This window comes from Dinoroseobacter shibae DFL 12 = DSM 16493 (genome assembly GCF_000018145.1).
Taxonomy (GTDB): Bacteria; Pseudomonadota; Alphaproteobacteria; order Rhodobacterales; family Rhodobacteraceae; genus Dinoroseobacter; species Dinoroseobacter shibae.
The window spans coordinates 68,693-90,705 of the sequence record NC_009955.1; the positions used below are offsets into that span (position 1 = coordinate 68,693).

Below are 22,013 nucleotides of genomic sequence, written 5' to 3' on the forward strand. Positions count from 1 at the left end.
ACTACGCCGCCTCTTTTTGGAAGCAGTTTACGTATGCGGTTAGTCGAAAAACTCCGAGAAGATCGATTTTTTCCTTCTCCGCTTGTCGTACCTCTCGTCGTAGCGATCATCGTCATCCCGACCACGGCGATGGTCATCATCACCTTTCAACAAGGCTGATGCCATTCCCATGAGACCGCCGCCGTCTCCACGCCGGTCAGGGCTGTTTCGGGTATCCATATCCCGCGGTGGCGGTACTGGTGCGGTGGAGCGCTCGATGATCTTGTCGAGTTCGCCCCGATCAAGCCAGACGCCCCGACATGACTGGCAGTAGTCGATTTCTACGCCGCTTCGGTCCGACATCGACAGGCCGGTATGGCAGACGGGGCACAACATGGCCGAGACAGTTTCTTGAGTTCGCATGATGGTTTATCCTTCCTGCCGCTGGCCGAACAAGCTCAGCAGCATTTGAAACAGGTTGATGAGATTGAGATAAAGGGAGAGCGCCCCCATTATCTGAAGTTTGCCGAGGTTTGCTTGGGTAGCGACGCCACCTTGCTCACAATGTGCCAGGTACTCGTTCCGCAGGCGTTGCATGTCCGATGCTGTGAGGCCGGTAAAGACAATCACCCCGATCACAGAGACGGCCATTGCCAGTGCACCCGATGCTAGGAACAGGTTGACGATAGAGGCACCGATGACGCCGATCAGGCCGATCATCAGGAAACTGCCCCACCCGGACAGATCGCGTTTCGTCGTGTAGCCCCACAGCGCCATTGTCAGAAAAATGATGGACGCGCTCAGGAATGCCTGAACGATGCTTGTGCCTGTGAAAACCAGCAGCGCGCTGGCGAGCGACACGCCCATGAGGGCCGCGAATCCCCAGAAGAGACCTTGCAGAGCACCTACGGAAAGTCGCTCAAAACGGAAAGACGCGAACATCACCAACGCCAGTGGCGCGAAGATTGCGACCCACTTGAGAGGTGTTCCAAAGATGAGCGCCGTGACAGGCGCAACATTTGCCACAGCAAAGGCCACCAGTGCCGATAGCACCAGCCCGCCGCCCATATAGGCAAATACGCCTGTCAGGTACTTGCGCAATCCGACATCGTACTGAAGCCCTTCGGGAGATACATAGTCGCGTGGTTGAACAGTTTTTTCCATCAATAACTCCTTCGGTGTGATCCCAAAGGATAGCGGCTTTCTGATGCTTGGATGACAAGCATCGGTGGGTCCACTCCCCTTCGGGGGAGCGATCCGACATCACGGCAGATGTATCTGATACATCATCCGTCAGAGGGGCCCGGCTCGCACACTTGAAGTGGTTGTAGCCCAGATCATTTTCAATAGCTCTTGCGCCTCGTTCGGCAGATATTTGCGCACTTTCCCTAGGATGACACTGCGCTGTCATATGACGTGGGTTACCAACCAAAGAGGCCCCAGATAAAGAGCAAGCCCGAGCAAGATAAACAGCCCGTCGCGGGCCAACATACCAAACGCGAGAAGAGCAACGGCACCCCCGACCAACGAGGATGAAAACGGGACGAATTCCAGAAATGGCATGATGAGGCCGGACAAAACACACAGAGTTTGGGGGATGAAGATCAGCGGACGATGCACAAAGGCCGTCAGTCTGGCGTATGTATGCGCATCCAGCCACGCCATCGCAGGGCGAAGCCGTATGAACACAGACCGTACGCGGGCACCATTTGTTTTGCGCCTTAAAAGCCACCTTGGCAGCCAGAGCCGGTCACGGCGCAACAGCATCTGCACAGACACCAGAAAGATGAGCATTCCCATCATAGCTGAAAACAGAGGGATGCCGCTGAGCGGCGTGGCGACGGCAATCGCCGGGATCAGCAAAACGGGTGTAAAGCTGGCATGGCCGACTGCCTGCACCAAATCATCAACACCGACTTGTTCGCGATCCGTCGCCGCAACGATGCGGTCCACGATCCCGACCAAGACTGCCGTTTGTTCTGACACGATTTTTCCTTGTAGAGAGTTTCCAATGTGCAATCGACAAATCTGTTCGTGCGGGTTTTCACTCTGCACGACATTCTGATCGGCACATCGGTAGGTGATTATGAGCATGCACTGGCTATGAGGTCGCTCCGGTCGAGAAAAGGAAGACCATATAGGCGGCATAGGCTGTCAACATGAGCACACCCCACGTCCGCCCGATCGAGCGGGTTGCGAACAAAAGCCCCAGCAAAAGCAGACTTGCCGCGACCATGATGGGGGTATCAATCTCGCGGAACCGTGCGGCCACATCCATCGGCTGGATCACAACCGTGATGCCAAGGATGGCGAGGATATTGAATATGTTGGACCCGATCACGTTACCCAGAACGACGTCGGACTGCCGTTTGATCGCAGCCACGACAGCTGTGGCAAGCTCTGGCAGAGATGTCCCGATTGCAACCAGCGACAATCCGATCACAGCATCCGAGACGCCGTAGGCGCGTGCAATCGAAACCGAGCCCTGAACCAACAAGTCAGCCCCGAACACAAGGGCCGCGATACCAGCGACCACGAAAAGCGGAGCCTGCCAAGGGCGGGTTATCGGGATATCTTCGAATGCTTCGGCCTCATGCGCGAAGGTTTGGGATTGCCGGTTTCGCCGTTCCAGCCAGTACGTCGAGACCAGATAGGCCGCGAGAACCGCGAGCATTACGGTCCCGTGCAAGCGGCTGATCACGTCTGCCTGAACAAGCCCTAGAGTGGCCAAAGCCACAAGCGTGGCAACAAACGCTTCACGCAACGCGCCACGATCCCAACCCGTGACCGGCGTGATTGCAGCAGCTATACCAATAATGAGCAGTATGTTCGCGATGTTCGATCCAACCACATTGCCAAGGGCAATTTCCGGAGCGCCATCCAATGCGGCATTGACCGAAACCAGAAGCTCGGGCGTCGAGGTTCCAAAGCCGACGATCACCAGTCCGATCAGAAGTTTAGATATGCCAAAACGCTCGGCGATGGCTACGGCACCACGCACAAGTCCCTCACCCCCCACAAACAAAAGAACAAGGCCCACCGCGACAAGAAGAAGATCGTATCCCATTTTTTATTCCAGATTGAGTGCCAAAGGATTGGCGATAATGTGAGGTGCAGACGTGGCTGGTGGTTTTATCAGCCGGAGTTAGTGCAGAGGCCGATAGGCCCGCCACGCGGATGGGCAGATTATGATCAATTACATTCAGTGCTATCGGTTGTGTCATCTGGAAGCTGCGTATTGCACGAAATCCCGCGTCCAATGTCAGTGTCTTCCAGAATGGCCGCGTCGAAAACAGCCGCTTTAAGGATGGTATTCTCGAACGACACATTGATAAGCCGCGCGCCGACGAAGCTCGCCCCTGTCAAATTGGCCGATGCGAAAGAGACATTTTCAAGTGTTGCGTCATCAAAGAGTGCGATGTTGAGGTTTGCCCCCGAGAAATCGACGTCGCGAATTGTGGATTCCGAAAGGTCGACACCGGTCAACCGGCGACCTGACAGGTCCAGCCCCTCGACGACGCAGCCACTACACCGTCCAAGCATGCGCAACTGCTCGGGTTCGGCGACGTCTTGTGCTATTGCCGCACTTGAAAGCAGTAGCCCGAGGCCAACAAGGAAGCCTAAGCCTGCGGAGGGTGTCGTATGCCGGTCCAATGAAGTGGTCCTTTTTGGAGTGCCCTCGAGCTTGCGATAAGCGCCCCAGTTGAACCCGTGTTTCTGATGTAGACAATTAGCCGAAGTGTAGCTTCCTGTTGGATAATCATTTTCTTCGCGTTCCAGCGTATCCCGATAGTGCTGATATTTTACAGTCGACTGAATGCTGCATTATTTGGGCGCTTTCATAAAAGACATCTAATTTCAGGCATGTAAGCAGCGGCAAGTCGTTTACAATAGCGGTCCTGTTGGCAGATTATGAGGGAGAGCTACCTCAAGCGCTAAAGCGCCAATAGGCGACTTCAGTTGCCTTATCACATTGTCTTATCCTCTACGGCTGACCAGTAATTTGTCGATCCGTCTTCCATCCAGATCAACAACCTCGATGGTCATACTTTCGAACGCGACCTGTTCGCCCAGTGCAGGCAGATGGCCTGTCTGTTCCAGAACAAGGCCAGCGACAGTTTCAAAGTCGCGGTCGGGATCAATTTCTATCGAGAAGTGCTCCGCAAACTCGTCCACAGGCATCCAGCCCGCGACAAGGTACGACCCATCCGCCCGCTTGACCATCTTGGGCTCGTCCTCGCCTTCATCGGGAAATTCTCCTGCAATGGCTTCGAGAATGTTCATCGGAGTGACGATCCCGACGAAATGTCCGAATTCATCGTAGACTAGCACCATATGGGCCGGTGCGTTGCGCAGGCGGTCAATGACGAGCAACGCGCTTTGCCCTTCCTGAACAATTGGTGCCCCGCGCAATAAGGCACGCAGACTCAAGGGGCCATCATTCAAAACGGGACCAAGAAGATCACGCGTCGTCAATACCCCGATGATATTGTCGATATCCCCCTCCCAGACCGGCAATCGGGAACGGCTAACATCTTTCAAGTCCTGCAGAATTTGTGACTTTGAGTCACAAATTTCCAAGGTTTCCACTTCCAGCCGGGGTGTCATCAGGCCACGCGCGGTCCGGTCCGCGATGCGCATAACACCCGCAATCATCTGACTTTCGGCGGGGTTCATCACGCCTGCGCTTTCGGCCTCTGCGATGATAAGGCGGACTTCGTCATCGCTGACTGTTGCGGATTGCTTGCCCGATTGGCCCAGAAGGGTCAGGATGACCTTGCCAGATCGGTCAAGCAACCAGATCAACGGGGCTGCCACCCGTGCGACAGCATGCATCATGGGGGCCATACGTGCCGCGACCTGCTCCGGCGCGCGCAGTGCAATCTGCTTGGGGACGAGTTCACCGACGATCAAAGAAAGGTAAGTGATCGCTATGACCACGGTCCCGACCCCTATTGGTTGCGCCCAAGCGGTAGGCATGCCCACCTCTGCCAGTGTTGCTGACAGACGTGCGCCCAGCGTGGCACCCGAAAAGGCACCGGCCAAAACGCCCACCAGAGTAATACCGATCTGAACGCTTGACAGAAACTTGCCGGGATCTGCTGCAAGCCTGATCGCCGTTGCTGCACCTTTGCTGCCTTTGTCCGCCAGTAATTTCAGCCGTGCAGGCCGGGCCGAGACGATGGCCAGTTCGGACATTGCAAGAAGACCGTTAATCAGCGTCAACAGAACGACGATAGTGATTTCGAAATACATTTTTTCCAACTTTTGCCGGTGCTGCGGCTGATTATTTGATGTGTGGTTTGGCAGGGAGGAGGGTGTAATTACGCCGTCCGCTAAATAAAACAGGATCAGTTACGAAAAACCCGCAGAAGGCTCGCACCGGCGTCCCAAAGATCAAAAGCCCTGGCGTAGTAGTGTTCGCGCGCCACGAAAGGCTTCTCGCCAGCGCCGTCAAGTTCCACTTCGATGGTGTCAATCAGGCGCAAAAGACGGCGACGGTGTATGCCCAGACGGCTTTGAACAGGGTCTGCAAGAATGCCCACAAACGCCGCAAAGATCGATCCAAGCATAACAAGCACCGCAAGCGTGGCTACCACCAGCCAGGGCGACGTATCGGTTGCAAAGACACCATACCAAGCACCGCCGATTGTTTGCCCAAGCGGAAAATTGGCAATTGCTGTGGTATGTGCCATCGCTTCTGCAACACCCGGTGCCATCGATATCATCCCTGGTGTCAATGCCTGAAAGACGACGGCCCCTGTCAGGAGCGTAAACAGTACGGTTGTAATCTCGGACACAGCAGATCGCGTCCCTGCATATTCTGACACCGCGCCCAGCACGCGATGGCTCAGGGCTCGTGCATCATCTGCATTTTCGCACCGACGAAGTGTTTCGCGGAATTGAGGTGCAGCAAGGACAGCATGTTCCAGTGTCGTTTGATCGAAAGCGGTTTTACCAGCAGTGACCGGCAGACCAAGCAGGTCGGCGATGATGCAGGTTTCGACCCTTCTCGCGACTGACGTGCGTAATAAAATACGACGACGGGCCAGCCAAGCCCCCCCACGACGCAACCCGAGGCGATTGCAGAGATAAGCGACGATGCGGGTCAGCACGAAAACCGGCGACAAAATAATATTCACTGGAGCCCGAAAAATATCCCAGCCCAGTGCATTGCGATGAAGGCGTAGAGTTCCCCTCCAGCTGAAATGCTCAGCCACGAAAGGGTCAACGGCGTGCCGGAGTGTCTGGATGTAATCTGGTAAGTCGAGCGTCTCAGGTGTTCTGGGTGCGGCCTCAGTCGGCGATGATGTGATCATGATGGTGACACACCATCTCCTTTTTATCTAATATAGAGCGCTGTTAACTCTGTCATTTAAGATGTGTCACGCTCATATGATTGCAAGTATACCGATAGCCTGATCTCCACAGATTTTTTGTATCAGGCGCTTTCTTGCCGTCTCAGTACAGAATTGGAATACGTCTTCAGCTCAACTTGAAACCATTTCGTTTTCCAGCAAACACTGAGCGTGAACTTCAGGCGTACGATGGCCTATTTTTCTTCCAGCACTTCCCCGAGTAGAAGGAACGGGTCAATTCCGCGTTGTTCGGCGCTTGCGCGCACCGCGTTCTGCAAAACGGCGCTTTGCGCCAGCATTTGCCGAAAGCGGGCAACATCCAACACTAGCAGCGTGGAGGGCGCGATGGCCCGGACTTCTGCACGACGGGCATTTCTTGTCAAAGCGGCGACTTGTCCAAACATATCTCCCCTGCCCAAACGCCACGATTGCCCCAAACTTTCAAGCTCAACAGCGCCCGAGGCGATGAAGTAGACGTTCTTCACCTCGTTATTCTTATGAACAATGACATTGCCTGCGTTGACGTATTGGGTACGCAATGCCCGACCCAGTTTTCTGAGGGCGGCTTCATCGAGGTCAGCAAACAGGGGAAACAGCTTGATGAGCTCTTTCCGCTTCAACGCGATATCAAGTGTCGGCCGCCCCTCTGCGGCTGTTCGCCGTACCGCGAGGCCTTGCATCAAGGTTGCATAAACCTCAGCTCCGATTAGGCCGTCTTCTCGCATGGCTGCATATTCCCGCTCTTCCAGTCGAAGCGACGTGCGCCGGATGAAACGCCGTTCCAGTTCCTCGGCATAGCCCGGATACTGCAATCTCAGGCCCTCCAGCGCTGTTTCAACTGTTTCGATCCGCCGCGCGAGGAGTTCGTGAAGGAGGTCTGCCACACGTCTGCCGTGAATGCGACGAATGCGTCCGTCGATGAATGCATCCAGATCGCGCATGATCAGCCTTTGCGACAGCAACAGCTCGAAGCGATCAGACGTCATGCGTACCAAAGGCGCAGAAAGGCCCAATCTGTTGTGCAACGCCACAACCGTCCTGAACGCGCGACCATAGGCAACCGACCGGCGGGCGGCCTGCTGATATCCGCTGCGCCCGCCTGCCCGTGCAGCCTCGATAAGCCGATCAGCGTCGGACAGGATCTGTTCAGCCATTCGCGCCGAAATTGTCCGTTCCCTGACCCGCGCGAGGATTGTGTCACGCTCGAACCCTGCAAGGGCGATAAGCCCCAAAGTGATCCGGTCGCGATCAAGGATTTCATCGCTGTCTTCGGCTGTTCTGACCGCCGCTTCCAGTCTTTCGCCGAAAACCTTTGCTTCGGCGCGCACGATATCATGCGTGAGTGCGTAATCCTCGGTGGTGCGTGCAATATCTTCGCGCACGGTTTGGAGGGCTACCGCAACCACCTGCCGCGACATCGCCTCGTCGATAGGTGACAGGCGGTCCAGACCCATCCAGCCAATAACGGACCGCAGCGTGGTGCCCTGCACGATCAGCGTGAAAAGCGTAAAACCAGTTGCAAGGATACCGACGAGGCGTTTGACCTCGACAGGAACACGGAAACTTTCCGTGACGGCCAGCGCAAGCGCAAGTGTGACCGCGCCACGCAGCCCGCCCCAAAGAATTGCCACACGGTAGGGACGTTCAACTGGCGGTGAGAGTCGCAAGATCGCCAGTAACGGCAGAAGTCCGAACAAAATTACGGCCCGTGCCGCAATCGCGGCAACAATAACCACACCGATTAGAATGAAATCGCTTACTCTGACATCTTCCAGTAGTCGCGGAATAAGGAGCGCGGCAAGAATGAAGATCAATGCACCAGCCCAGTGGGCCAGCAGATCCCAGACTTCGCGCAGGTTGGCCCAGGCTTGGGGTGGAAGACGTCCGGGACCACTCAAGTTCAAGGTCAACCCTGCAGCGACAACAGCAATCACGCCAGACGCGCCGATACTTTGTTCCGCGCCAATATAGGCGAGATACGGGAGAGCGACCGATACCAAAATAAGTGCAAGTTCATGCGCGTGAAAAGACGCCATTATCCAGATCGCAACGCGCGCGGCCAGCCAGCCAGTGAGTGCGCCTCCGGCGATCAAAACCGGAAAGCGGGCCAGAGCATCGCTCAATTCCGGGTTGGGTACACCCAGCATAACAAACCCCATGAACAGCCCAAAAAGTGCGATAGCGGCAGCATCGTTCAAAAGGCTTTCGCCTTCAATGATCCGCGCAAGCCTGCGGGGTGCCGAAATTGAGCGGAAGATCGAGACAACAGCAGACGGGTCGGTCGTTGATACAATGGCACCTATCAAAAGGCATGCGGCCAAAGGTAGGGTAGTGGCCCACGACAACGCATAACCGACGCTGAGTGTGGCAACGACCACTGCGACAACCGCCAACACCATGATTGGAACCCAGTCATCAAGCATCCGGCGCAAGTTCATGCCCAATGTCGCCTGAAATAGAAGCGTCGGTAGAAAGACATAAAGAAAGACGTTGGATCTGATCGGCAGGCCAAGGATGGCCTCGGCCACAGGATTGAGCGCATCGGTCAAATCCGTGCGCAAAAAGAAGATCGCGCCTTACGCGATAATGATTCCTAGGCCTGCCAGAATGGCGCTGTAGGGAAGCCTCAGACGGGCCGCAAGCGGCTCCGCCGCACCGATGACAAGAAAAAGCGATGCGATAACCGCCGTGATCAGAACTATATCCATAAAGCAGGAGTATCTGAAATTTAACATGTCAGAAACTGTTCTAGCACTGCGGTGTTTTTCGTAGAATATTTCCCCAAGCAAGAATGGAGCTATTACCAAAAACGGCCACTTTTTTGGAGCGCTGGCAAAAGCCCTCGTTTCAAATTGCCACAAAACCTGTTCAAACCCTATAAGTTGTTGAAGGTTTTTGCCCCCGTCGTGTTAGCGGACTTTCGAACTCGATGCAGCATCTGTGGGGTCTGATGCCGGAGAGTGCAGAATCCTACGCTAAGGCGGTTTGATCACTTTTTTGCCCACCTGTATTCGCCGGTGAGAAGGATGTGGGCCCATCCGAGCGGGGAGCTGTGCGCGAGGAGATCGGGGGCGCAATTCAACCCGACCCGCTGCCGCGCGGCCACGGCCTGACCGAGGTGCTTGGTGTTCCAGTAGATGATGATGGCGGCGAGCAGGTTCAGCCCGGCCATTCGGAAGTGCTGGCCTTGGGCTGTTCGATCACGGATTTCACCTTGGCGACCAATGCGCAGGGCGTTTTTCAGCGCATGATGCGCTTCGCCCTTATTCAGGCCGATTTGGGCACGGCGCTGCATGTCGGCATCCAGCAGCCAATCGATGATGAACAGTGTCCGTTCGATCCGGCCGATTTCGCGCAATGCGACCGCAAGTTCATGCTGTCGGGGGTAGGATGCAAATTTCCGCAATAGTTGGCTTGGGGCCATTGCGCCCGCCACCATCGTGGCCGCGCTGCGCAGTATATTTGGCCAGTTTGAGCTGATGACGGGTTCTCTGACCTTGCCGCCGATCAGGCCCTTCAGTTCTTTTGGGCAGGATGCTGGATCGAAGAGGTAAAGGCGCTTGGAAGGTAGATCCCGGATGCGGGGGATGAACTGAAAGCCCAGAAGGGCGGTGACGGCGAAGACGTGATCGGTGAAGCCGCCCGTGTCGGCATACTGTTCGCGGATTTTCTGACCTGCGTCTGTCATCAACAGGCCGTCCAGGATGTAAGGAGCCTCGTTCACCGTGGCCGGGATGGTCTGGGTGGCGAAAGGGCCGTACTGGTCGGAGACATGGGTATAAGCTTTTAGACCGGGTTCATGGCCGTATTTGGCGTTGATCAGGTTCATCGCCTCGCCATGGCGAGTGGTCGGGAAGAATTGCCCGTCGCTCGAAGCGGTCTGCCCTGCGCCCCAAAACTGGGCCATCGGCAAGGCAGATTGACCTTCGATCACCATGGCCAAGGCGCGTGCCATCGCGTCGCTTTCCACATGCCAGCGCGACAAGCGCGAGAGCTGGAAATAATCATGGGTGTTCGTGGCCCCAGCCATTTTGCTGAGACCAAGGTTCAGCCCCTCAGCCAGTAGCACGTTCAACATGCCGACCCTGTCTTTGCATGGAACGCCGGTGCGCAGATGGGTGAAGGCCTCGGTAAAGCCGATCTCGTCATCCACTTCGAGCAGGAGGTCTGTGATCCTGATCTCCGGCAGGCGGTTGTAGAGATCGAGCACCATGGCATCTGCCTCTTCGGGGACAGCGGCCGTCAGACGGTCGATCTTGAGCACGCCATCTTCGATAGAACCTCCCGGAATGGCACCCGCCCTGGCGGCGCGGGCCAGTCGTTCCAAGCCATCTGCTAGGCGAGATTTTCGATCCGCGAGCCAGAGATCCGGTTCAAACGGCATGGCCAGTTTTGGCGTGGCCCTGGCAACTTCCGTCGGAACCAGCGCTTCCTTAAGATCACCATACCGGCGGGAATGTGCGAGCCAGATGTCGCCGGCACGGAATGCATCGCGTAGGTGGCACAGGACCGCCACCTCCCAAAGCCGGTTCCCATCGTCGTGATTCAAGTGTCGATGCCATTTCGAAGCCCGGCGCAGAAAGGTCAGTGGCCGGGTAGTTGTCGTTTCCGTACCCGCGACGATGTCGGCGGCGGCAAGCAACGGCTCGGCCACCGGGGCTGCCTGAATATCGAGCGCCCGGAGCATGCGCGGCGCATAGCGTCGGAAGCGATGATACCCGTGAACAACATGTGCCAGTGGATCAGCCGCCAATGTGTCAGTCAGTTCGGCGGCGGTGGAAACAAGCCCCCTCAGCGATGACCAGCCTCCGGCGTTTTGGACGGCCTCCATCAGGGAGGCCTGATCTTCATGTGCTTCCAGCAGAGCTGATCCAAAATTTGATAAGCCCTGCAAGGTGTCTTTCAAAGCAGCCTTGGCGTCATCTGCCCGAGCATCGCATACGCGTTTCGCCTCACGCCACGTCTTCCCCACAATCCGATCATGGGTTTCGACCACGGCATCGGCAATGGCACTGCGCCATTCCAGAGCGCAGACCACGAGGATGGCAAGGCGGCGGTCGCCGGAGATATCCCGCAGATCTCCGGCGAAGTAACGTTCACCTTGCCGTCGGAGGCGCGCGATACGGTGGGGCGGCACACCCGACAGGACGGTTCGGTCCACGGCCATGGTCTGCAAGAATTCCAACCGGCCGAGCAGCCGGTTCATGTCGGCCGAGTTCTGGCCCACCTCAAACTGGCGCAGCCAGACAAAGCGGGTGACAGAACCATCCGCCATTTCCGTCAGCAAGGCGTCAAGTCGGCTGCACATCTCATCATCCAGCCGGTCGGCAATCCGAGCGTCGATCCGTCACTCTGCAGCAACGAGTGCATCCGCGCAAAGGCGTTCGATAACCGTGATCCCCGGTAGAATGGTCTGGGTCGCCCGGCATTGTTCCACGAAACGCCGCGCCAAGTCCTCGTTCGACCGGGCAGTTTCGGCTGTTCTCTCCAGCCAGGCCTTCAGGTCGCGCGATCCTCGGCCAGTGAACATCTTGTAGCTATAGAGATCCCGCAGGGCAGCCAAGTGTTCGTGGCGCGTTTCTTCGCGGCTTGCATATCCAGCCAGATCGTCTGACTTCAGCCCAAGCTGCGCAGCCAGGAAGCGCGTGATCTCCATTGGAATGAACTCGCCCGGGGTCAACAACCGACCGGGATAGCGCAATGCGCAAAGCTGGAGAGCAAAGCCGAAACGATTGTGTGGGCGACGACGGGCGCGGATGATTTCCAGATCGTCGTCCGCAAGGGTGTAGTGGCGCAACATCGCCGTTTCATCGGTCGGAAGATCAAAAAGTACTGAGCGCTGACGCTCGGTGAGGATAGTACGATGCGCCATGTATCTTTTGCTTTCTTATAATGGTTTGTTTATTGATGATTAAGATACTGAATAAGGAATTATTTTGATGGCTGAAAGTGTGAACTTGATCGCTACTTGGCGGTCTTTTTTGAGCGTTAATTGGCGTTTCCGATGACGAGGGTCTGAGCGGCGGCCTCTACCACATCTTCGGTGATTGCGGCCATTTCGTTGATGCGGGCGATGCGTTCGATCTGCATGAACAGGCGTTGCAAAAGACGGAAGTTGCCAGCTGTCAGTCGGATGATGGCAGCAGCAACACGGTCGTCGGTGAAATCTGCATCATCCTGGCCAAAGCCCCATTTCCTCCATTGCCGCTGCAAAACGAATTGCATCTCATCCTTCGAAAGCGGTGGGTATTCATGCACAAAACCTATTCGGCTGTAGAGTTGCGGGTATTGCGACATCCGTTTTTCAATGCCGGGCATACCGATCAGGATCAGCCCAGCGTCACTGCGATCGAACTGGTCGCGCAGGAACTCCAGGCCGGTCATGGTAAGGCGTTCGGCTTCGTCAATGATTACCAACTCTATCAGGCCAAGCGGTGTTAGAGGTCGCTCCGCCCACTTGGGGTTCCCGTAGCTGTCAATGCAAACGCATAGTCGCATGATAAATGGTTGAATGTCCTTGCGCAGCGCCGAGATACTGCCGCCCACCGGCGGTGTATAGAACAAGGTACGGGCGCGGGACGAGGCTGCATACACTTTCTTGTCCGAGTCTTCACGCCTACCCCATGTCGTTATCAGCGGTTCGATCAGGTCCCAATTGGCATAGCGGCGGGCTGACAAGGTTTTGCCAACGCCCGCCCGACCATGACACAAGCCGATGGTTGCGTTGCGGCGCACAGCGTTCGCGAATTCGACAAACCGCTTATGTTCGCGGGTGACGAGGAAAGTACCGGTCCGGCGAGTCTGGCGGCTCATGGCGTCTTGTCCGTTTTATACAGGACCAGCTTTTGGCGCGGGGCGTCAGGCGATACGGGATTTTGCTTTTCACGACTTGGAGGTGGCGCAGGTTTGGGAAGAAACTCGGTGATCTGTCTGGATTTTACCGTGATCTCGTTGCGCAAAGCCTTCCGCCTGGCGGTGCGGGCCTGTTGGATATCCTTGAGTGATATTGTGTGATGCGCATGATGGGCGCTGACAGCGCGGCACAAAAACCGGTCGCGGTGGAACACGCGCAGTTCGGTAATGTCGCGCGGGTCATAGCGGATGTTGACCGTTTTGCCGACATAGGCTGCAAGTGTGGGATCGGTGTAGAGCAAGCCCTGAAACCGAATGCCGTCACGGCGGACCTGCCGGGTTTTTAAGGCCATTACCAGTAGCAGATCGAGCTGTTCCAGACTGTTCGGCATACGAGGTAGCCAGCCGTCACCCCGCCAAGCCTCATTAGGTGGCACATCGATTTCGCTATGCTTGCGCGCGTTGTACACTGCGGTGACGAAAGTCTTTACGGCAACCTCCAACTCGCCGAGCGACAGGCGTGGCGGGGAGGCTGGTTTTCCGTTCGACAAAGCCCCCGGTAACTCAGGCAACAGCTCAGTGTTGATGGTACCGAAAAACCGCTCGATCTTGCCACGCCCCTGTGGCCGGCCAACCGTGGAAAACACAAGCTCAATGCGCAGGTCAGCTGCGACCTGCTCAAGGTGCTTGCTGGTGAAGTCGCTGCCGTGATCGGTGTATAAAACATCCGGCAGGCCACAAATCGGCCAGGAAGGCGTATCCTTTCGCCAGATAGCTTGCCGCAGGGCAAGAGCGGTCTGGATAGCAGAAGGTGCGCCGACAAAGACGGCGTACCCAGCCACTGCACGGGAATGATCATCAAGCACGATGGTAAGCCACGGCCGCACCGGCGCACCATTGGTATCCAAGATGATTAGATCGAGTTGTGTGTGGTCTGTCTGCCAGACAGCATTCGGCCTTTCGGCCCGATGACGATGAATCATTTCGAACCGGTCACGATAGGCGGCTGCGCCATCATGAGCGAGCGTGACAAGCGCGGGATCAAGACTATTCACGATTGAATGTATCGTGGCATAAGAAGGGACAGGCCAGTCACGCGATTTTACAATCGGGATGATGCGCCGGTGGATTGCGGCGGTAGAGAGACGGGGTTTGTGTAAGGCCAGCCCTTCAATCAGCTCGACCAGTTCAGATGATAGCCGCCGTTGCCCGGCATCAGATCGCGGTGCTCTTGCAAGTCCGGCAAGCCCAAAGCGCTGATATCGGGACGTCCACCTTTGCAGCGTGCGCAGTGGGATACCACTGACACGGGCAACTTCCGTCAGGGGGACTTCGTCGATCAGGTGCTGGCGCAGTATGTTGAACCGGCGCAACGCCTCGGCGCGTCGGTCTTCGGGCAGCGCAGTCAGACTGTCCGTAAGGGGATCGGTGACCGGACGCCGGATTATCAACGAACTGCTCCCAGTGTTTGCAACGGAAAACGATTCTCATTTGACTGGTCCGGTTATAGTATCATTGGAGGGGCCTTTTGCGTTACATACGATCACGATCAAGACGAAGCTCGGCCAATTCTGGCCCAAGGATGTATCATGACCAAAACCCGCGTCGGTTATGCCCGCTGCTCGACCGACAAACAGGATCTCGCAGCGCAACGGACAGCGCTCCTCGCTCTCGATGTCGCGGAAGACCGGATCTACACCGATCACGGCCTGACCGGCACGAACCGGGAGCGGCCAGGTCTGGCCCAGGCACTCGCAGCAGTCCGCGAAGGGGACACGCTTGTCGTGCCGAAACTGGACCGGCTGGCGCGGTCGGTTCCCGACGCCCGGGCTATCGCTGATGAACTGGAAAAGCGCGGGGTGAAACTGGCATTGGGCGCATCGGTCCATGACCCGACCGATCCGATGGGTAAGATGTTCTTCAACATCCTCGCCACATTTGCCGAATTCGAGGCTGATCTGATCAGGATGCGCACCAAGGAAGGTATGGCCATCGCCCGCGCCAAGGGACGACTGAAGGGCAAAAAGCCAAAACTATCGGATCGTCGTCAGGCAGAATTGCGCCGCATGTATGACACGGGTGACTACTCGATCAGCGATCTGGCAGAGCTGTTCGACGTATCGAGGCCCACCGTCTATCGGGTCTTGCAGCGGACACCGAGCGCCGATGCGTCTTCGGCTGCGGTATAGCTGCCGATCGCTGCGCTGCACATGAACTCACACAACGCGGGACTTTTTTGCCGTTCGCTGCAGGCGCACCAATGTCTGGTTCAGCAAACCGTTCAACAAATGGTGGTTTTTGAACGAGCTGTGCTGCTTCACTTCCGGTAAAAGTGAGCGGCTACCATATTGATATTGAATCACACCCTTACGGATGACATTAATTTCTGGCTACATTTAAACCCCCTGAGGCCTGATAAAACTGGTCCGTCAGACCGCCACGGGAACAGCAGTTGACAAAGCCCCCCTTGGCGCACAACGTAGTCCTTTCTCACCCGGGGGGTCCCGACAAGGGGCTGAGAAACTGATGGTGCGGCAACGCATAGCGCAGTGACCCGACGAACCTGATCCAGTTCATACTGGCGTAGGGATGGTGTTCGGCTGTGCGGCATTGCCCTGCCTGTTTTTTACAGGCGTTTATCGCGTGGCTATTCTCCATTCAGTACGGCGGAGCTGGATCTCATTGCTATGAGCACGGAGATACTGACTCATGAAAGATCTGACACCAACCGTTACTACTGGACCCTTACCGGCATCCCGGCGCGTTTATCAGCCCGGAACGCTGCATCCCCAAATTCGCGTCCCTATGCGCGAGATTGATCTTCACCCTTCGGCTGGCGAACCGCCGGTTACGGTCTATGACAGCTCTGGCCCCTATACTGATCCCAGCGCTAAAATCGCTATCAACGGTGGCCTGCCGCGCCTGCGGGCAGACTGGATCGCCGCACGCAACGATATCGAGCTTTATGAGGGTCGCCATGTGCGTCCCGAGGATAATGGCTTTGCTGAGGGTGCCCGGCTGGTGCCCGAATTCCCGGTCCGCCACAAGCCGTTGCAAGCCAAGGCAGGACGCGCGGTCACGCAGATGGCCTATGCCCGCGCCGGGATTATAACACCCGAGATGGAATTTGTCGCCATCCGCGAGAACCTTGGCCGTAAGGCCGCGAAAGAGGCTCTGGTACGTGACGGCCAGGATTGGGGCGCGGCCATCCCCGATTTTGTGACTCCCGATTTCGTGCGCGAAGAAGTCGCCAGGGGCCGTGCGATCATCCCCGCCAATATCAACCACCCCGAGGCCGAGCCGATGGGGATCGGGCGTAATTTTCTGGTCAAGATTAACGCGAATATCGGTAACTCCGCCGTCACCTCCTCGATGGAGGAAGAGGTGGAAAAGATGGTCTGGGCCACACGTTGGGGCGCGGATACGGTGATGGACTTGTCTACGGGCCGCAATATTCACAACATCCGCGACTGGATCATCCGCAATTCTGCCGTACCCATCGGCACCGTTCCGCTTTATCAGGCGCTGGAAAAGGTCGAGGGTATCGCCGAAGACCTAAGCTGGGAGGTGTACCGCGATACGCTGATCGAACAGGCTGAACAGGGGGTGGATTACTTCACCATTCATGCTGGCGTGCGGCTGCATATGATCCCGATGACGATAAAGCGGGTGACCGGGATTGTATCGCGCGGCGGCTCGATCATGGCGAAATGGTGCCTGCATCATCACCGCGAAAGTTTCCTTTACGAGCACTTCGCTGAGATCTGCGAAATTGCCCGGGCATATGACGTCAGCTTCTCTTTGGGGGATGGGTTGCGTCCCGGCTCTATCGCGGACGCCAATGATGAGGCGCAATTCGCCGAACTGGAGACGTTGGGCGAACTGACGCAGATCGCATGGAAGCATGACTGTCAGGTGATGATCGAAGGACCGGGCCATGTAGCCATGCACAAAATCAAGGAGAATATGGACAAGCAGCTGGAGGTCTGCGGCGAGGCGCCGTTTTATACGCTCGGGCCGCTTACCACGGATATCGCACCGGGATATGACCACATTACCAGCGGTATTGGTGCGGCGATGATAGGCTGGTTCGGCACGGCGATGCTTTGCTATGTCACTCCCAAAGAGCATCTAGGTCTGCCTAACCGTGACGATGTGAAGATCGGTGTCATCACCTACAAGATTGCGGCTCATGCTGCCGATCTGGCCAAGGGGCATCCGGGAGCGCAGATCCGAGATGACGCGTTGTCACGCGCGCGGTTCGAGTTCCGCTGGGAGGATCAGTTCAACCTCTCGCTTGATCCCGAAACCGCGCGCTCGATGCATGACGAAACCTTGCCGAAAGAGGCGCATAAGGTCGCGCATTTCTGCTCCATGTGCGGACCGAAGTTCTGCTCGATGCGGATCAGCCACGATATCCGCGCCGAGGCGCAGAAGGACGGCATGGCGAAAATGGCCGAGAAGTTCCGCAAAGGCGGTGATCTTTATGTTCCTCTTGATAAGGTAAAGGAAATATAAGGGGTGACAGGTTCGCCGGAAGCGTAATATCGGAAAGACCTGTCACCAATATGCGGCTGGCGCAGCGCATCCCCAGCCAGATTGTCATGCACGTCGCCGCCAGCGTCCTGTTGGCGGCGAATTATATAGAGGTGATGCACCGTATCCAGTGGGAGTTTAGCCGCTCAACAAACGCTCGTTTTTTGCACCTGCGCAAACCGCCTCGTCCAACGCCGCCAAAAACCCCGTTCAAAACCCAAACAGTTGTTGAAGGTTTTTTGGCTTGCTGTTGATAGCAGACATTCGTAGTCGATGCAGCACCGGTTACACTGGGCTGATTCCGTTGAAAAACTCGTTTCGATTTGGCACTTTGGGGTTGGTTGTGGCCTAATTTTTGTTCGGCAATCTGAGACGGTGCCGCTTGTCATTCTGTGGCCGGCACCATGGGTTTGAGTTTTGCTAGTTTCCGAAGGTTTTGGGCGGTGGCTGCGAGGGTAAACTCGTCTTGGACGCCGCATGGGCCACGTAATCGGAGCCGGCCCAGGCCGAGGATGCGTTTAAGGTGGGCAAAGAGCATCTCTACTTTCTTTCGCCGCCTCTGGGCAGTTGGATTGTACTCTGAGGCGGTGCATTGGCGGGCGAAGTCTCGGACGATCTCATATTTCTCGCGATGGATCGCACGGACCTCCGAGTTGGGGCAGCATTTGGCCTTCAGCGCACATCCCGTGCAATCAGACTTCCGCGTCCGATATCTGCGGGCTTTCCAAGCTGGTGCATTTCGCGCGGGATCGGAATAGGTCCGCCATGTGTGGCGCATCTCCTTTCCACTCGGGCAGATGTAGCGATCGTTCTCGTCATCCCACGTGAAGTCGGACCGCGAGAAGGTTCCGTCGGTCCGTTCACCTTTATCAAAGACAGGGATGAAGGGGAGGATCTGGCGCTTGAGTGCCAGCCAGACCAGGTTGTCTGACGATCCGTAGGCGGTGTCAGCAGCGATCCAATCGGGCTTCACGCCAAACCGGTCTTCGGTCCGGTCGAGCATCTTCCGCATGGCACCGACCTCGGCGGTCTTGTTCGACCGGCTGGCGTCCACGTCAACGATAATCCCGTGATCGGTGTCGATCAGGTAGTTGTCAGAATAGGCAAAGAATGCAGGCCCTTTGCGCGCAGCCGTCCATTGACTGGCCGGATCGGCATGGGCGGTGAACTTGGGTTTTGCTGTTGTCGCTGCACCGAAGGCTTCATCGTCCAAAGTGTCGAGATACTCCCGCACCGCGCGGGGCGCATCCGTGGGATCAATCTCGCGGGCCGCCCAGCCTTCGGGATTGCTCGAGTTCTGCTTCTGGACATCCGCGCTGATCAGGCTGGCATCGACCGCAAAGCCCTGGCCGCCGACCAAACCCTCTTCAATGCAGCGCGCAACAGTCGCCTCGAACACATGACGCAAGAGGTCACTGTCACGGAAGCGGCCGTGCCGGTTCTTGGAAAATGTCGAATGGTCCGGGATGCGGTCTGTCAGTTCAAGGCGGCAGAACCATCTGTATGCCAGGTTCAGATGCACCTCTTCGCAGAGCCGCCGCTCTGACCGGATGCCAAAACAGTATCCGACCAACAGCATCCGGATCATCAGCTCAGGATCGACAGATGGACGCCCCGTGTGGCTATAGAAATCTGCCAAATGCCCCCGGATGCTGCTCAGATCGAGATGCCGATCAATCGATCTCAAAAGGTGGTCCTGCGGGACATGCTCCTCCAGCGAAAACTCGTAAAACAGTGCCGCCTGTGCTTCCTGCCTTGGCCCCATCATTGTAAGTTCTCCCGCTCAATAACTGAATTGAATCAGTCAATTGGGCGTCGATCAAGGAAGAGTTTTTCAACAATATCGGCTCAGACCAGACTTTCGCGGCATCACGCCCGAACGTCTGCTCTACTTCTCTTCCAGATATCTCCCCCAGCACGCCACTTACCGCTGAAGAAATTGCGCCAGATTGTGGTAAAGGTCACAGCTGAAAGCATGCTGCTTTCCAGAACACCTCAAACGAACGTTTGTGAAACATGCTGATCGGCTATGCACGGGTCTCGAAAGCCGACGGCAGCCAGTCCCTCGATTTACAGCGAGATGCATTGGTCGGAGCACGGGTTGAAGCCGAACAGATTTACTCAGATCTGGCGTCCGGAAAGAAGGATGACCGACCCGGTCTCCAGGCATGCCTCAAGGCATTGCGTGACGGCGATGTGCTGGTTGTATGGAAGCTTGACCGCTTGGGGCGAAGCCTCCACCACCTTGTCAAAACCGTTAGCATGCTGTCCGAGCGTGGTGTCGGCCTCAAGGTTCTCACCGGGCAAGGGGCGCAAATCGACACGACAACTGCCGCAGGACGGCTTTCATTTGGCATCTTTGCGGCTCTCGCCGAGTTTGAAAGCGAGTTGATCCGTGAACGCACAATGGCCGGGCTCCAAGCCGCCCGCGCCCGTGGCAGGAAAGGTGGTAGGAAGTTTGCGCTGACAAAGGCGCAAGTCCGAATGGCCCAAGCCGCTATGGCCAGCCGCGACACATCGGTTTCAGAACTTTGTAAGGAATTGGGCGTCAAACCGGTCACACTCTACCGATATGTAGATCCGAACGGCAACCTACGCGATTACGGGAAACGTGTTCTGATCGCTGAGCGTAAGATTCCGCACCCACTGGCATCAGCCCCCTAAGACGCACTGTCGGCGACCTATCACTGGTGAATTATCGGGGTATGATTCATCTTTAGGCTGTGGCAGCTTGATCAGATAATGACGTTACAGCAGGGACCATGCCATGGAAGAACATCCTTTTGACAACGATTTCCGTGTAACACCGCAGCACGTTGAACAGTTTCAGCGGGACGGCTTTGTAAAGCTGAGTGGATTTTTCAACCCTAACGTTGTGCGCACCCTGCTCAATCGGGTCGAGGTGGAAATGAGCCGGGCACCGGATAATTTCAAAAGCGAATTCAGCCGCCTCAAATATGATTTCGAGACCGAAAAAACGGACATCTATGAGCTGATTGCGCAGCCGTACTTCCGTAAGGCATTGACGGCGCTTGTGCAGAAGGATCTGTTCCTGACATTTGAGCTCTGTTTCGAGCTAGAAAAGAACGTTAGCAAGGGTTTCCCATGGCACGTCGGCGTTCAGAGTTTCGGCTATCAGGTTGCTGATGAATTCGGCTGCACAATCTGGGCAGCACTCCATCCCGTTCGTAAGTCAGGCCAGCGAGGTGGTATGGCCTACGTGCCAGAACGTGTAGTCTCTGGCAGGTTCATCTATGATCAGATCGAACCAGCCATAATTTCTACGCTCGAAGCTAAGGAACAGGCGGGCGAAAAGACAACCATGGATGATTATTTTGCCATGCGCTCGGGCATTCTCAATTCGCCCACCATGGGCGAGATCCTCAAAAACCATCAGGTTGAGGATGACTTTGAGCCGGGCGATGTTCTCGTGTTCAACAAATACGTTGTTCACCGCAGCATAATGCTGGAGGATGGACCTCTGCCGAAGCGAGCTGCCTTTGTGATGCGCTTCGTTGAGGACGGGTCGCATTACGATCTTCAACGCGCTCGGAACCTAGAATATCCAGCAGAAAAATACGGGCACAAAGCCTTCACGCGGTCACATATGGAAATCGGTCTGCCAGACGGCGCACTGTTGACCGACAGCGAGTATTTTACGGACCGGGACAAGCGCTTCGTGCGGTGTGATCTGGCTTAGGGGGGCAAACATGGAAACGCGTGATACCGTCTTTATCGCACTCTTCGCGGCCATCATGGCCGCGCTGGCAGTCTTCCCGCCGATTACCCTACCCGTTGTCGGCGTTCCGATCACCGCTCAATCTCTAGGCGCCATGCTCGCTGGCGGCGTTTTGGGAGCCACACGCGGTGGCTTGTCGATTATTTTGTTCCTTTTGCTCGTTGCAATCGGGCTTCCTCTGCTCCCAGGAGGCCGTGGGGGTTTTGGTGTCTTCCTTGGCCCGACAGGGGGATATTTGATTGGCTGGATCTTCACCGCCTTTGTGGTTGGTTTCCTTGTGGAGCGCTTCTGGCATCAGCTTAGCTACATCAACGCCTTCTTGGCGTCGGTGGCGGGGGGAATAGTCGTACTTTATGCAATTGGTATTCCCTGGAGCGCGTTCGTCGCCCAAATCTCTGTTTGGGCCGCGTTCGTCGGTTCCCTCCCGTTCTTCATCGGTGATATTGTTAAATGTCTCATCGCGGCAGCCGTGATCGTGATTGTTAAGAAGTCTTATCCGATCATCACGCCCAGAAAGCGCCAGGCCGCTACGACCGAGTAGGAGGGCG

General features: G+C 56.3%; 16 protein-coding genes, 2 pseudogenes and 1 riboswitch. Of the genes and pseudogenes, 6 read left to right on the top strand and 12 right to left on the bottom strand.

Annotation, left to right across the window (positions count from 1 at the left end; genetic code table 11):
- Nucleotides 1-39 precede the first annotated feature (39 nt).
- The 11 genes and pseudogenes from DSHI_RS18540 to DSHI_RS18590 all read right to left on the bottom strand — a co-directional run bounded on the left by DSHI_RS18540 (nucleotide 40) and on the right by DSHI_RS18590 (nucleotide 14,599).
- Nucleotides 40-402, bottom strand: a complete 363-nt coding sequence (locus tag DSHI_RS18540) for a TFIIB-type zinc ribbon-containing protein (RefSeq protein ID WP_012187136.1) — start codon at nucleotides 400-402, stop codon at nucleotides 40-42.
- Nucleotides 403-408: 6 nt separating this feature from the next.
- Nucleotides 409-1,143 carry a Bax inhibitor-1/YccA family protein gene (locus DSHI_RS18545; RefSeq protein ID WP_012187135.1) on the bottom strand — a complete coding sequence of 245 codons (735 nt, stop codon included), beginning with the start codon at nucleotides 1,141-1,143 and terminating at the stop codon, nucleotides 409-411.
- 243 nt (nucleotides 1,144-1,386) lie between these two features.
- Nucleotides 1,387-2,073, bottom strand: coding sequence for an exopolysaccharide biosynthesis protein (locus tag DSHI_RS18550; protein WP_157865440.1), 687 nt, complete (start codon nucleotides 2,071-2,073; stop codon nucleotides 1,387-1,389).
- A gap of 7 nt (nucleotides 2,074-2,080) precedes the next feature.
- The gene (locus tag DSHI_RS18555) at nucleotides 2,081-3,046 is read right to left on the bottom strand and encodes a calcium/sodium antiporter (RefSeq protein ID WP_012187133.1); all 966 of its coding nucleotides are present in this window, start codon (nucleotides 3,044-3,046) and stop codon (nucleotides 2,081-2,083) included.
- A gap of 125 nt (nucleotides 3,047-3,171) precedes the next feature.
- A complete protein-coding gene (locus DSHI_RS18560; RefSeq protein WP_012187132.1) occupies nucleotides 3,172-3,633 on the bottom strand; it encodes a pentapeptide repeat-containing protein in 462 nt (153 codons plus the stop codon).
- Between the two features lie 324 nt (nucleotides 3,634-3,957).
- Complete coding sequence (locus tag DSHI_RS18565; RefSeq protein WP_012187131.1) at nucleotides 3,958-5,235, bottom strand: hemolysin family protein; 1,278 nt, start codon at nucleotides 5,233-5,235, stop codon at nucleotides 3,958-3,960.
- 95 nt (nucleotides 5,236-5,330) lie between these two features.
- Entirely contained in the window at nucleotides 5,331-6,299 is a 969-nt protein-coding gene (locus tag DSHI_RS21910) for a DUF6635 family protein (RefSeq protein WP_012187130.1), read from the bottom strand.
- 233 nt (nucleotides 6,300-6,532) lie between these two features.
- A pseudogene (locus DSHI_RS18575) lies at nucleotides 6,533-9,046 on the bottom strand (cation:proton antiporter).
- Between the two features lie 281 nt (nucleotides 9,047-9,327).
- A pseudogene (locus tag DSHI_RS18580) lies at nucleotides 9,328-12,210 on the bottom strand (Tn3 family transposase).
- A 116-nt stretch (nucleotides 12,211-12,326) separates the two neighbouring features.
- Nucleotides 12,327-13,151: an AAA family ATPase gene (locus DSHI_RS18585; protein ID WP_012187125.1), complete on the bottom strand. Its 825-nt coding sequence runs from the start codon at nucleotides 13,149-13,151 to the stop codon at nucleotides 12,327-12,329.
- The gene (locus tag DSHI_RS18590; protein ID WP_229941942.1) at nucleotides 13,148-14,599 is read right to left on the bottom strand and encodes a Mu transposase C-terminal domain-containing protein; all 1,452 of its coding nucleotides are present in this window, start codon (nucleotides 14,597-14,599) and stop codon (nucleotides 13,148-13,150) included. Before DSHI_RS18590 ends, DSHI_RS18585 begins: the two co-directional genes overlap by 4 nt.
- A gap of 180 nt (nucleotides 14,600-14,779) precedes the next feature.
- Here DSHI_RS18590 and DSHI_RS18595 point away from each other — a divergent pair, with 180 nt between their 5' ends.
- The 3 genes from DSHI_RS18595 to DSHI_RS22420 all read left to right on the top strand — a co-directional run bounded on the left by DSHI_RS18595 (nucleotide 14,780) and on the right by DSHI_RS22420 (nucleotide 17,980).
- Nucleotides 14,780-15,379 (top strand): recombinase family protein, encoded by a 600-nt coding sequence (locus tag DSHI_RS18595; RefSeq protein ID WP_012187123.1) that lies wholly within the window; start codon nucleotides 14,780-14,782, stop codon nucleotides 15,377-15,379.
- Nucleotides 15,380-15,675: 296 nt separating this feature from the next.
- Nucleotides 15,676-15,798, top strand: a riboswitch (TPP riboswitch).
- A 101-nt stretch (nucleotides 15,799-15,899) separates the two neighbouring features.
- Nucleotides 15,900-17,708, top strand: coding sequence for a phosphomethylpyrimidine synthase ThiC (gene thiC, locus DSHI_RS18600; RefSeq protein WP_012187122.1), 1,809 nt, complete (start codon nucleotides 15,900-15,902; stop codon nucleotides 17,706-17,708).
- A gap of 50 nt (nucleotides 17,709-17,758) precedes the next feature.
- Nucleotides 17,759-17,980 carry a hypothetical protein gene (locus DSHI_RS22420; RefSeq protein WP_157865441.1) on the top strand — a complete coding sequence of 74 codons (222 nt, stop codon included), beginning with the start codon at nucleotides 17,759-17,761 and terminating at the stop codon, nucleotides 17,978-17,980.
- A 131-nt stretch (nucleotides 17,981-18,111) separates the two neighbouring features.
- Here the strand turns inward: DSHI_RS22420 and DSHI_RS18605 are convergent, their stop codons facing one another.
- A complete protein-coding gene (locus DSHI_RS18605) occupies nucleotides 18,112-19,494 on the bottom strand; it encodes an IS1182 family transposase (protein WP_012187121.1) in 1,383 nt (460 codons plus the stop codon).
- A 248-nt stretch (nucleotides 19,495-19,742) separates the two neighbouring features.
- Between DSHI_RS18605 and DSHI_RS18610 the strand changes: the two genes are divergently transcribed.
- The 3 genes from DSHI_RS18610 to DSHI_RS18620 all read left to right on the top strand — a co-directional run bounded on the left by DSHI_RS18610 (nucleotide 19,743) and on the right by DSHI_RS18620 (nucleotide 22,006).
- Nucleotides 19,743-20,390: a recombinase family protein gene (locus DSHI_RS18610; protein WP_012187120.1), complete on the top strand. Its 648-nt coding sequence runs from the start codon at nucleotides 19,743-19,745 to the stop codon at nucleotides 20,388-20,390.
- Nucleotides 20,391-20,493: 103 nt separating this feature from the next.
- A complete protein-coding gene (locus DSHI_RS18615) occupies nucleotides 20,494-21,426 on the top strand; it encodes a phytanoyl-CoA dioxygenase family protein (protein WP_012187119.1) in 933 nt (310 codons plus the stop codon).
- 10 nt (nucleotides 21,427-21,436) lie between these two features.
- A complete protein-coding gene (locus DSHI_RS18620; RefSeq protein ID WP_012187118.1) occupies nucleotides 21,437-22,006 on the top strand; it encodes a biotin transporter BioY in 570 nt (189 codons plus the stop codon).
- The last annotated feature ends 7 nt before the right edge of the window (nucleotides 22,007-22,013 follow it).